The sequence below is a fragment of the Streptomyces sp. NPDC107550 genome (genome assembly GCF_055639095.1).
Map to the genome: position 1 here is coordinate 46,533 of NZ_JBVKBC010000024.1, position 12,225 is coordinate 58,757.

Sequence of the window (12,225 nt, forward strand, 5' to 3'; positions counted from 1 at the left end):
CGGGATGCGGAGGGATCAAGCGCGGGCGGCGGCCAGGGATTCCCGGGCCTTCGCGGCGACGTTCTCGGCGGTGAAGCCGAACTCGCGGAAGAGCAGGTCGGCGTCGGCGGAGGCGCCGAAGTGCTCGAGGGAGACGATGCGTCCGGCGTCCCCGACGTAGCGGTACCAGGTCAGGGCGATGCCGGCCTCGACGGCGACGCGGGCGCGGACCGAAGGCGGCAGCACGGCGGCGCGGTAGTCGGCGTCCTGCTCCTCGAACCACTCCACGGACGGCATGGACACGACGCGGGTGGCGATGCCCTCGGCCTCCAGGTTCTCGCGGGCGGCGACGGCGAGCTGGAGCTCGGAGCCGGTGGCGATGAGGAGGACGTCGGGGGTGCCGGTGGACGCCTCGGTGTGGATGTAACCGCCCTTGGCGGCCAGCTCGTTGGCCTCGTACGTGGGCACGCCCTGCCGGGTCAGCGCGAGGCCGTGCGGGGCGGGCTCGGCCGAGCCGCGGCGCAGGATCTCGCGCCAGGCGACGGCGGTCTCGTTGGCGTCGGCGGGGCGCACGACGTTCAGGCCGGGGATCGCGCGCAGCGAAGCCAGGTGCTCGACCGGCTGGTGCGTCGGGCCGTCCTCACCGAGACCGACGGAGTCGTGCGTCCACACGTAGGTGACGGGCAGTTGCATGAGCGCCGACATGCGGACGGCGTTGCGCATGTAGTCGGAGAACACGAGGAACGTGCCGCCGTAGACACGGGTGTTGCCGTGCAGGGCGATGCCGTTCATCTCGGCGGCCATCGAGAACTCGCGGATGCCGAAGTGCACGGTGCGGCCGTACGGGTCGGCGCCGGGCAGCGGGTTGCCCGCGGGGAGGAAGGAACTGGCCTTGTCGATCGTGGTGTTGTTGGAGCCGGCGAGGTCGGCGGAGCCGCCCCACAGCTCGGGCACGATCGGGCCGAGCGCCTGGAGGACCTTGCCGGAGGCGGCGCGGGTGGCGAGCTTGGTGCCGGGCTCGAAGGTGAGGACGGCGTCCTCCCAGCCCTCGGGGAGGCGGCCGGCGAGGATGCGGTCGAGGCGGGCGGAGCGCTCGGGGTTCGCGGTGCGCCAGGCGGCGAGCCGCTTGTCCCAGGCGGCGTGGGCCTCGGCGCCCCGGTCGAGGGCGGCGCGGGTGTGGGCGAGGACCTCGTCCTCGACGATGAAGCTCTGCTCGGGGTCGAAGCCGAGGAGGCGCTTGGTCGCGGCGATCTCGTCGGCGCCGAGCGCGGAGCCGTGGGACGCCTCGGTGTCGCGGGCGTTCGGGGCGGGCCAGGCGATGATCGTGCGCAGGGCGATGATCGAGGGGCGGCCGGTCTCGGCCTTGGCGGCGGCGAGGGCCTCGTACAGGGCGGGCACGTCGACGTCGCCGTCCTCCTGGGGCGTGACGCGCTGGACGTGCCAGCCGTACGCCTCGTAGCGCGCGAGGACGTCCTCGGAGAAGGCGGTCTCGGTGTCGCCCTCGATGGAGATGTGGTTGTCGTCGTAGACGAAGACGAGGTTGCCGAGCTTCTGGTGGCCGGCGAGGGAGGACGCCTCGGCGGAGACGCCTTCCTCCAGGTCGCCGTCGGAGACGATGGCCCAGATGGTGTGGTCGAAGGGGCTGGTGCCCTCGGGGGCGTCGGGGTCGAACAGGCCGCGCTCGTAGCGGGCGGCCATGGCCATGCCCACGGCGTTGGCGACGCCCTGGCCGAGCGGTCCCGTGGTGGTCTCGACGCCGGCGGTGTGCCCGTACTCGGGGTGGCCGGGGGTCTTGGAGCCCTGGGTGCGGAACGCCTTGAGGTCGTCGAGCTCCAGCTCGTACCCGGAGAGGAACAGCTGGGTGTACAGGGTGAGGCTGGTGTGGCCGGGCGAGAGGACGAAGCGGTCGCGGCCGGTCCACTCGGGGTCGGCGGGGTCGTGCCGCATGGCCTTCTGGAAGATCGTGTAGGCGACCGGGGCGAGGCTCATCGCGGTGCCCGGGTGGCCGTTGCCGACCTTCTGGACGGCGTCGGCTGCCAGCAGGCGGGCGGTGTCGACGGCACGCCGGTCGCGGTCGGTCCACGTGAAGGGCCGCTGGAAGGGCTCCAGAGCGGCGCCGAGGTCGCGGTCTTCCGGTGTCTGCGTGCTCATCTGTGGGACTTCCTTCGCATCCGTTGCCTTGCCGTGATGCCCGAAGGGCACCGCCTCGCCGGGACGAAAGTCCCTGGTGAAGCCACCTACGAACTTAAAGGTCATACTTTTGGCGAGGGAGGTGCCCCCGTGCCAGCGTTCGGTGAAAATGGGACACCTGAGCAGGCGGCAGGCGAGGAAGGTCGATGACGGAGCAGGACCCCGCGCAGACGAGCGCGCATCTGGGCGCGAGTGTCCGTGACCGAGCGGACATCCAGGATCGGGCGGACAGCCGGGACCGGGCGGGCATCCGCACGTACCCCTTCGATCCGAGCGCGAGCGTCTTCGGTGTCGGCATGCAGGTCGGCCCGATGGGCACGGACGGACCGTGGGCGGGGGGCGTCGGGCTCGCGCGGCGGGTGCACCGGATCGACTTCCACGTGCTGCTGTTCTTCGACGAGGGCCCGGTCCACCACATGATCGACTTCACCGAGTACGAGGTGGGGGCCGGGGACGTGCTGTGGATCAGGCCCGGTCAGGTCCACGGCTTCTCCGCGACCGAGCGCTACGTCGGCACGGCCCTGACGATGCAGCCGGGCTTCCTGCCGCGCTCGGTGGTCGAGGCGACCGGCATGTACCGCTACGACCGGCCCCCGCTCCTGCACCCGGACCCGGAGCAACGGGCGGCGCTGGACGCCTCGTTGGAGCTGTTGCGCCGCGAGTACCTCGACACCTCGACGCTGCCGCTGAGCCTGCACACCTCGGTGCTGCGGCACGCGCTGACCGCGTTCATGCTGCGGGTGGCGCATGTGTCGGCGCGGGCGGCGGCGGACGCGTGCGAGCCGCAGCCGGACACGACGTTCACGCGCTTCCGCACGGCGGTCGAGAAGGAGTTCACGACCAACCACAGCGTCAGCGCGTACGCCGACGAACTCGGCTACTCCCGGCGGACGCTGGTGCGCGCGGTACGGGCGGCGACCGGGCAGACGCCGAAGGCGTTCATCGACCGGCGCGTGGTCCTGGAGGCCAAGCGGCTGCTCGCGCACACCGATCTGCCGGTGGGCCGGATCGGGGTCGCGGTCGGCTTCGGCGACTCGGCGAACTTCTCGAAGTTCTTCCAGCAGCACACCGGGCTCACCCCGGCCGCCTTCCGCGCCGAACAGGTCTGAGCGGGCCCGCGCGGCCCAGCCGTAGGGTCGGGCGCGTGGCCCAGTAGGGTCGGCCGCATGTCCAGGAACACCCCCGCCACCTGCCCCTGCGGCCTGCCGCAGCCGTACGGGAACTGCTGCGGCCGCTACCACGCGGGCACCGCCGCCGCCCCCACCGCCGAGGCCCTGATGCGCTCCCGGTACGCGGCCTTCGTGCGCGGCGACGCCGCCTACCTGCTGCGCACCTGGCACCCCGACACGCGCCCGGCCGTGCTCGACCTCGCGGACGGGCCGCGGTGGACGGGCCTGGAGATCGTGGACGCCTCCGAGGGCAGCGCCTTCCACCAGCGCGGCACGGTCACCTTCCGCGCCCGCTACCGGGGCGGCGCCCTGCACGAGCACAGCCGCTTCGTGCGGGTGGACGGGGCGTGGGTGTACGTGGACGGCGACCTCCTGGAGTAGCCCCCCACGCGCTTGGAGTAGCCCCCGCGCGGGAGCGCCCGCGCTCCCGACGAGGCCGGCGGACCCCGGCGGACTTTCGGACCTTGCGTCCGGAGACCGGCCGGGGTTACTTTCGGAACAGTTCCGCAATCGATTGCGGAACAAGTTACGGAGGTGAAGCGGATGCCCCGCGTGACCATCGCGGACATCGCCCGGCAGGCCGGGGTCAGCAAGCCCACGGTCTCGCGCGCGCTCAACGGCCACCCGGACGTCGGCGCCGAGACCCGCGAGCGCATCGAGCGCATCGCCGCCGACCTCGGCTACGCGCCGAGCGCCAGCGCCCGCTCGCTGCGCACGGGCCGCCACGACACGCTCGGCCTGCTCATGCCGTTGCAGCAGTGGTGGGGCTACTCCGACATCCAGTACGGGATCGCCGAGGAGTCCGCCCGGCGCGGGCTGCATCTGCTCGTTCATCCGCTGCGGCCGGGCGAGAGCGCCGAGCGCGAGTTCGTCACGCAGACGCTGCCCACGCTCCCCGTGGACGGCCTGATCCTGCTGATGCCCGAGGCGACGCCCCGGCACATCGGCGCGATCGCCCAGACCTCCATGCCGGCCGTGGTCATCGACGACCGCGGCCACCGCCTCGACCTGCCGTACGTGGAGAGCACCAACCGCGCCGGGTTCCGCGAGGTCGTCGGGCATCTGGTGCGGCACGGGCGGCGCCGGATCGCGTTCGTCGGCGGCCAGTTGGACGACGCGTTCGCCCAGGAGCGGTTCGAGGGCTATCTCGACGCGCTGCGCGAGGGCGGCATCGCCTACGACCCCGAGCTGACCCTGCTGCCCGCCGACCGTGAACCGACCGTCGAGGAGATCACCGAGCTGCTCGGCACCGACCCGGACGGGATCGCCGCCGCCTGGGACGAGCTGGCGTTCGCCGCGCTCAACGCGCTGCACACCAGCGGCCACCGGGTGCCCGACGACATCGCCGTCGTCGGGTTCGACGACTCCCCCATCGCCCGTGTCATGCAGCCGCCGCTGACGACCGTGCGCCAGCCCTTCCGGCAGATGGGCGCCGCCGCCGTGCGGATGCTGCTCGACTCCATCGAGCACGGCCGCCCCCCGGCCCACTTCACCGTCCCCACCGAACTCGTGGTCCGCGACTCCTGCGGCGCCCACGACGCTCAGTAACACCCGCGACTCGAAGGAGAGTTGTGCCCATGTCCAGCCCCACCAGCGCCGTGCCCGACGCGGCCCCGGCCCCGCCCGGCGCCGACACGCGCGAGCGCGTCCCCGGCACCTTCGTCCTCGTCCACTTCCTGGCGCTGCTCGGCGCCTGGATGGGCGTGCTGGTGCCCTCCCTGGTCTCCGTCGCGCTGAAGGTCGAGCGGATGGACGCGGCGGGCAAGGTGGGCACGCTCTCCCTCGCGCTCGGTGTCGGCGCCCTCGTCGCGCTCGTCGCCAACCCGCTGTTCGGGCTGCTCTCCGACCGCACCACCTCCCGGTTCGGCGCCCGGCGCCCCTGGATGGTGATCGGCACCGCGGGCGGCTTCGCCGGCATCCTCGTCATCGCGTACGCGAGCGCGACGTGGGAGATCGTCGTCGGCTGGTGTCTGGCGCAGTGCTTCTACAACGCGCTGGTCGCCGCGATCTACGGCGCCCTCGCCGATCAGGTGCCCGAGCGGCAGATGGGCTTCGCCTCCGCCGTCCTCGCCCTCGCCAACCCGCTGGCCACGCTCGGCGGCACGTTCCTCGTCGACGCGCTGAACGCCTCGACGCTCGCCCTGATGCTGGTGCCCGCCCTGGTCGGCGCCGCGCTCGTCGTGCCGTTCCTGCTGTACGGCCGGGACCGCCGGGTGGACAAGGCGCTGGTGCCGCGGCTGAGCGCCCGGGAGTTCATCGGCTTCCTGTGGACGAACCCGGTGCGCTTCCCGAACTTCGGCTGGGCCTGGCTGAGCCGCTTCCTGATGTGGACCTCGTACGCCACCGTCACCACGTACATGGCGTACTACCTGTCGGACTACCTCGGCCAGGACTCCGGGGCCGTCACCCACTACGTGTTCCTCGGCAGCCTCGTCGCCAACATCTTCATCCTGATCGCCACCGTGCCGGCCGGGCGGATCTCGGACCGGATCGGGCGCCGCAAGCCCATCGTGTTCACCGCCGCCGTGCTGCTGGCCGCCGCGATGGGGCTGATGGCGCTGGCGACCTCGGTCACCGGGTTCCTCGTGGCCCAGGGCCTCGTCGGGATCGGCATGGGCGTGTACTTCGCCGTGGACATCGCGTTGCCCGCCGACGTCCTGCCCGACCCGAACAACGCGGCCAAGGACCTCGGCGTGATGAACATCGCCGCGACGCTGCCGTACTCGCTGATCACGCTGATCGCGCCGACCCTGCTGGCCCTCGGCGGCGGGAACAACTACCCGGCCCTCTTCGTCTTCGGCCTGCTCGCCGCGCTGCTCGCCATCCCGGCCGTGCTGCCGGTCAAGCGCCGCTGAGCAACGCCCGTACCGTGCAAGGAAGTTCCGTCATGAACCACTCCCCCGCCCCCTACCTGGACCCCGAACTCCCCGTGGAGCGGCGCGTCGAGGACCTGCTCTCCCGGATGACCCTGGAGGAGAAGGCCGGTCAGCTCTTCCACACCGCCAACACCCTCGCGCCGGGCGGGCACCTGCTCGCCGAACCGGACACCGCCAACGGGGTGCGCGCCGCGCACGAGTTGGTCGCGGACCGGCACATCACCCACTTCAACCTCCTCAACGGCACCGACCCGTACGAGATCGCGCTCTGGCACAACCGGCTCCAGGAGCTGGCCGCCGGCACCCGGCTCGGCATCCCCGTCACCGTCTCCACCGACCCGCGCCACGGCATGTTCTCCAGCCCGGCCGCGGGCCAGGCCATCGACCGGATGTCGCGCTGGCCCGAGCACACCGGCATCGGCGCGATCGGTGACGTACGGCTCGCGCGGGAGTACGGGGAGGTCGTGCGGCGCGAGTACACGGCGCTCGGCATCCGGGTCGCCCTGGGTCCGATGGCCGACCTGTTCACCGACCCCCGCTGGTCGCGCGGGTACGGCACGTTCGGCGAGGACCCGGTGACGGTGGCGAACCTGACCGCCGCCTTCATCGAGGGCCTGCGCGGCGGCGAGCGGCTCGGCGCGGAGTCCGTGGCGGCGATGGTCAAGCACTTCCCCGGCGGCGGGCCGCAGCTCGGCGGCGAGGACGCGCACGACCCGGCGCACCGCGAGCAGGTCTACCCGGGCGGTCTCGCGCGCCTGCACCAGCTGCCCTTCGACGCGGCGTTCCGGGCGGGCGCGACGCAGGTCATGACGTACTACGGGATGCCGCTCGCGGTGCCCGGCTGGGAGGAGGTCGGCTTCGCGTTCAACAAGCCCGTGGTCACCGGCCTGTTGCGCGGGCACTACGGCTTCGACGGGATCGTCTGCACGGACTGGAACGTCATCGAGTCGACCATGCTCGCCGGTGACGTCTTCGACGCCCACGCCTACGGCCTGGAGGAGCTGACCCCGGCGCAGCGCATGGCCCGCGCGCTGGACGCGGGCGTCGACCAGTTCGGCGGCGACGACTGCACGGAGCTGGTCGTGGAGCTGGTCCGCGAAGGCACCGTCAGCGAGGAGCGGATCGACGCGTCGGTGCGGCGGCTGCTGCGCGAGAAGTTCCGGCTCGGCCTGTTCGAGAAGCGCCGGGTGGACGCGGAGGCGGCGGCCGAGACGGTCGGCTCGGCGCCCCTGCGGGCGGCGGGGCGGCAGGCGCAGCGCCGCTCGCTGGTCCTGGTCGAGAACCGGGCGCGGACGCTGCCGCTGGCCTCGGACGGCGCGCTGCGCGTGTACGCGGAGGGCCTGGACGAGAGCCTGCTCGCCGACCACGCGAAGCCGGTGCCGGACGTCGCGGACGCCGATGTCGCCGTCCTCCGGCTGCGCGCCCCCTACGAGGACCGGGGCACGGCGCTGAGCGAGTGGTTCCACGGCGGATCGCTGGAGTTCCCCGCGGAGGTCGTCGCGCACGTACGGGAGCTGGCCGCGCGGGTGCCGACGGTCGTGCTCGTCTACCTGGAGCGCCCGGCGGTGCTGACGCCGCTGGTGGAGGCGGCGGCGGCCGTGGTCGGTGACTTCGGCGCCGAGGACGACGCGCTGATCGACCTGCTGTTCGGGCGGGTCGCGCCGCGGGGCCGGCTGCCGTTCGATCTGCCGTCGTCGATGGCGGCGGTCGAGGCGAGCCGGGAGGACGTGCCCTTCGACACGGCGGAGCCGCTGTACCGCTGCGGGCACGGTCTGACGTACTGAGTCCGCTCACGCCCGCGCCCCCGGTGGGCGCGGGCGCCCGGGATCGCGGTCAGGGCGCGAGGATCTCCAGTTCCTGGAGGGCGCCGACCGCGATCTCGCGCGTGAGGGCCTCGGCGCGCGCCTCGTCGCGCTCGCGCACGGCCTGGGCGACGTCCACGTGCAGGGTGACGGCGGCCGGGTCGGGGTCCTCGAACATGACCTGGTGGTGGGTGCGTCCCGCGAGGACCTCCGCGACCAGGTCACCGAGGTGGGCGAACATCTCGTTGCCGGACGCGGTGAGCACGATCCGGTGGAACTCGATGTCGTGCACCAGATACCGCTCCAGCTGCCGCCCCCGCGAGGTGGCCACCATGCCGAGCGCGCACTCGGTGAGCGCCGCGCACTGCTCGGGCGAGGCGTGCCGGGCGGCGAGGCCCGCCGCGACCGGTTCGACCGCCGAGCGCAGCACCGTGAGCGAGCGCAGTTGGCGGGGCCGGTCGGCGCCCGCGAGGCGCCATCGGATGACGCGCGGGTCGTAGACGTTCCACTCGTCGGCCGGGCGTACGGTGACGCCGACGCGGCGCCGGGACGCCACGAGGTTCATCGACTCCAGGACGCGCACCGCCTCCCGCATCACGGACCGGGACACCTCGTAGCGCTGGGCCAGCTCGTCCGTGCGCAGGACGCTGCCCGCGGTGAACTCCCCCGCGGTGATGGCGGGACCGAGGCTGTCGAGTACGCGAGCGTGCAGCCCCTGGTCCTGTGTGGTCATGTCGAAAGAGTACGAGGCGGGGTGGCCGGTGCACGAGCCGGACCCCGGACGGGATCGGAGGCGGGCGGTGGCCGGATCGAGGCCGACGGCGGCTGGATCGGAGGGCGAGGGCGGCTGGTTTCGGACACGGGCCGGCGGGAGCGCCGAGCTAAAAAGTCTGACTTTTATGTCACAGGCTCTTGAATTAATCAGACCTATTGGGTTTCAGTGACGTGACACAGCGATGTCGATGAAGACAGCGAGGCAGCGATGAGCACCCCCCACGTCGTCGTGGTCATGGGCGTGGCAGGAACCGGCAAGACGACGATCGGTCCCCTGCTCGCCGAACGGCTCGGCGTCCCGTACGCCGAGGGCGACGACTTCCACCCCCAGGCCAACATCGACAAGATGTCGGCGGGCACGCCCCTGGACGACGACGACCGCAAGCCGTGGCTGGAAGCCATCGGCCGGTGGGCGCACGGCAGGGCCGGGCTCGGCGGGGTCGTCTCCAGCTCCGCGCTGAAGCGCTCCTACCGGGACCTGCTGCGCGCCGAGGCCCCGGACGCCGTCTTCCTGCACCTGACCGGCAGCCGCGAACTCATCCTCGACCGGATGAGCCACCGCGAGGGCCACTTCATGCCGACGAGCCTGCTGGACTCCCAGTTCGCCACGCTCCAGCCGCTGGAGCCGGACGAGCGGGGCGTCGCCGTCGATGTGTCGGGCACCCCCGACGAGATCACCGACCGGGCGGTCACCGCCCTGGCCGGCCTCGACGCGGGCGCCGCGCGGGCCTGACCCGCACCACCCCCCACCTGCAAGAACTTCCTCTCCCCCTCCTCGTACAAGGGATCACACCGTGACCAGTCTCAGCGTCGAGATGCTGGCAGCGGACAGCGTCGAGCCGATCACCTCCGCGGGCCACGCCCAGCTCGGGATCGCCGTCCTCGCGGGCATCGCCGTCATCGTCCTGCTCATCACGAAGTTCAAGGTCCACGCCTTCCTGTCGCTGACCATCGGCTCGCTCGCGCTCGGCGCGTTCGCCGGGGCACCGCTCGACAAGGTCATCGCCAGCTTCACCGCGGGCCTCGGCTCGACGGTGGCAGGCGTGGGCGTGCTGATCGCGCTCGGCGCGATCCTCGGCAAGCTGCTCGCCGACTCCGGCGGCGCCGACCAGATCGTCGACACGATCCTCGCCCGGGCGGGCGGCCGGGCCATGCCCTGGGCGATGGTCCTGATCGCCTCGGTGATCGGTCTGCCGCTGTTCTTCGAGGTCGGCATCGTGCTGCTGATCCCGGTCGTGCTCATGGTCGCCCGGCGCGGCAACTACTCCCTGATGCGCATCGGCATCCCGGCGCTCGCCGGCCTGTCCGTCATGCACGGCCTGATCCCGCCGCACCCCGGCCCGCTCGTCGCCATCGACGCCGTCAAGGCCAACCTCGGCATCACCCTCGCGCTCGGCGTCCTCGTGGCGATCCCCACGGTGATCATCGCGGGCCCGCTGTTCTCCCGGTACGCCGCGAAGTGGGTGGACGTGCCCGCGCCGGAGAAGATGATCCCGGCGCGCGCCTCCGACGAGCTGGAGAAGCGCCCGAGCTTCGCCGCCGCCGTCGCCACGATCCTGCTGCCGGTGCTGATGATGCTGGCCAAGGCCGTCGTGGACATCGCCGTTGACGACCCGACGGCGACCGTGCAGCGCGTGTTCGACGTGATCGGCAACCCGCTGACGGCCCTGCTCGTCGCCGTGATCGTCGGCATGTTCACGCTGGGCCGCGCGGCCGGCTTCACCAAGGGCCGCCTCCAGTCCACCACCGAGAAGTCGCTCGCCCCGATCGCGGGCGTGCTGCTCATCGTCGGCGCGGGCGGCGGCTTCAAGCAGACGCTGATCGACTCCGGCGTCGGCCAGATGGTCCTGGACATCTCCAAGGACTGGTCGATCCCGACGCTGCTGCTCGCCTGGCTGATCGCCGTCGTCATCCGGCTCGCCACGGGTTCGGCGACCGTCGCCACGGTCTCCGCCGCCGGTCTGGTCGCGCCCCTCGCGGCCGGCATGACCGACACCCACACGGCCCTGCTCGTCCTGGCGATCGGCGCGGGCTCGCTGTTCTTCAGCCACGTCAACGACGCCGGGTTCTGGCTGGTCAAGGAGTACTTCGGACTCAGCGTCGGACAGACCGTCAAGACATGGTCGCTGATGGAGACGATCATCTCCGTGGTGGCGGGAGCGCTGGTGCTGCTCCTCTCCGTGGTGATCTGACCGCCTTCCCCCCCTTGACGAGGCCCCTCCGCCCCCACGGAGGGGCCTCACGCATGCGGGCGCCGTCAAGAGCCCTCCGTACAGGGCCCGTCCGGCACTCCGGAGGCCCCTTGACTTGGAGTGTGCTCCAGCGCGTTCACTGACCGCCATGGAGTACACGCAGCTCGGACGCACCGGACTCAAGGTCAGCAGGCTCGTGCTCGGCACGATGAACTTCGGCGGGCAGACCGACGAGAAGGAGAGCCACACCCTCATGGACGCCGCGCTCGACGCGGGCGTCAACTTCTTCGACACGGCGAACATCTACGGCACCGACGACGAGCGCGGCGCCACCGAGCGCATCCTCGGCTCCTGGTTCGCGCAGGGCGGCGACCGCCGCGACAAGGTCGTCCTCGCCACGAAGCTCTACGGCAACATGGACCCGGCCGCCCCCATCACCGCCGAGACCTGGCCCAACCACGTCCGCCTGAGCGCGCTCAACATCCGCCGCTCGGTCGAGGCGTCGCTGCGCCGTCTGAACACCGACCACATCGACCTCTACCAGTTCCACCACGTGGACCGGGACACCCCGTTCGACGAGATCTGGCAGGCCATGGACGTCCTCGTCCAGCAGGGCAAGATCCTCTACGCCGGTTCATCGAACTTCCCCGGCTACAAGATCGCCCAGGCCAACGAGACCGCCGCCCGCCACGGCCGCATGGGCCTGGTCAGCGAGCAGTGCCTCTACAACCTCTTCGAGCGGCGCGCCGAGATGGAGGTCATCCCGGCCGCGCGGGAGTACGGCGTCGGGGTCATCGCCTGGTCGCCACTGCATCAGGGCCTGCTCGGCGGCGCCCTGCGCAAGCAGCGCGAGGGCGTCGGCTCCCGCACCCTGATGGGCCGCTCCGCCGCCGGCATCGCGGACCCGGAGGTCAGGTCGCGGATCGAGCGGTACGAGAACGCGGTCGCCGCGCACGGCCTCGAGCCCGGCGAGGTGGCCCTGGCCTGGCTGCTGACCCGGCCCGGCGTCACCGGCCCCATCGTCGGCCCGCGCACCGGCGAGCAGCTGGAGTCGGCGGTGCGGGCCGTGGGCCTGGAGCTGCCGCAGGCGCTGCTGACGGAGCTGGACGAGATCTTCCCTGGCCCCGGCCCGTCCCCGGAGGCGTTCGCCTGGTGAGGCCCGGGCCGGTCTGAGCCGGCCGACTCACGGCGGTACGCGGACGGGCGGCGCCCCCACTCCGGGGGTGCCGCCCGTCCGCGTACC

10 protein-coding genes are annotated in these 12,225 nt (G+C 72.3%); 8 read left to right on the forward strand and 2 right to left on the reverse strand.

Going from position 1 to position 12,225, the window contains the following annotated elements; translation table 11 throughout:
* Positions 1-15: 15 nt before the first annotated feature.
* A complete protein-coding gene (tkt, locus tag ACZ7LY_RS25945; RefSeq protein ID WP_471627111.1) occupies positions 16-2,130 on the reverse strand; it encodes a transketolase in 2,115 nt (704 codons plus the stop codon).
* A 185-nt stretch (positions 2,131-2,315) separates the two neighbouring features.
* On the opposite strand from tkt, the gene ACZ7LY_RS25950 reads away from it, so the two are divergent.
* The 5 genes from ACZ7LY_RS25950 (at position 2,316) to ACZ7LY_RS25970 (ending at position 7,998) form a co-directional block, all read left to right on the forward strand.
* Positions 2,316-3,278 (forward strand): helix-turn-helix domain-containing protein, encoded by a 963-nt coding sequence (locus ACZ7LY_RS25950; protein WP_471627112.1) that lies wholly within the window; start codon positions 2,316-2,318, stop codon positions 3,276-3,278.
* Between the two features lie 57 nt (positions 3,279-3,335).
* A complete protein-coding gene (locus ACZ7LY_RS25955) occupies positions 3,336-3,719 on the forward strand; it encodes a YchJ family protein (protein WP_471627113.1) in 384 nt (127 codons plus the stop codon).
* Positions 3,720-3,881: 162 nt separating this feature from the next.
* Positions 3,882-4,886, forward strand: a complete 1,005-nt coding sequence (locus ACZ7LY_RS25960) for a LacI family DNA-binding transcriptional regulator (RefSeq protein ID WP_471627114.1) — start codon at positions 3,882-3,884, stop codon at positions 4,884-4,886.
* A 29-nt stretch (positions 4,887-4,915) separates the two neighbouring features.
* Complete coding sequence (locus ACZ7LY_RS25965) at positions 4,916-6,193, forward strand: MFS transporter (RefSeq protein ID WP_471627115.1); 1,278 nt, start codon at positions 4,916-4,918, stop codon at positions 6,191-6,193.
* 32 nt (positions 6,194-6,225) lie between these two features.
* Positions 6,226-7,998, forward strand: coding sequence for a glycoside hydrolase family 3 protein (locus tag ACZ7LY_RS25970; protein ID WP_471627116.1), 1,773 nt, complete (start codon positions 6,226-6,228; stop codon positions 7,996-7,998).
* Between the two features lie 49 nt (positions 7,999-8,047).
* Here the strand turns inward: ACZ7LY_RS25970 and ACZ7LY_RS25975 are convergent, their stop codons facing one another.
* Positions 8,048-8,749: a FadR/GntR family transcriptional regulator gene (locus tag ACZ7LY_RS25975; protein WP_471627117.1), complete on the reverse strand. Its 702-nt coding sequence runs from the start codon at positions 8,747-8,749 to the stop codon at positions 8,048-8,050.
* Positions 8,750-8,998: 249 nt separating this feature from the next.
* Here ACZ7LY_RS25975 and ACZ7LY_RS25980 point away from each other — a divergent pair, with 249 nt between their 5' ends.
* The 3 genes from ACZ7LY_RS25980 to ACZ7LY_RS25990 all read left to right on the forward strand — a co-directional run bounded on the left by ACZ7LY_RS25980 (position 8,999) and on the right by ACZ7LY_RS25990 (position 12,138).
* Entirely contained in the window at positions 8,999-9,523 is a 525-nt protein-coding gene (locus ACZ7LY_RS25980) for a gluconokinase (protein ID WP_471627118.1), read from the forward strand.
* Positions 9,524-9,584: 61 nt separating this feature from the next.
* On the forward strand, positions 9,585-10,982 hold the full coding sequence (locus ACZ7LY_RS25985) for a GntT/GntP/DsdX family permease (RefSeq protein ID WP_471627119.1): 1,398 nt from the start codon (positions 9,585-9,587) through the stop codon (positions 10,980-10,982).
* Between the two features lie 148 nt (positions 10,983-11,130).
* On the forward strand, positions 11,131-12,138 hold the full coding sequence (locus ACZ7LY_RS25990; RefSeq protein WP_471627120.1) for an aldo/keto reductase: 1,008 nt from the start codon (positions 11,131-11,133) through the stop codon (positions 12,136-12,138).
* Positions 12,139-12,225 lie beyond the last annotated feature (87 nt).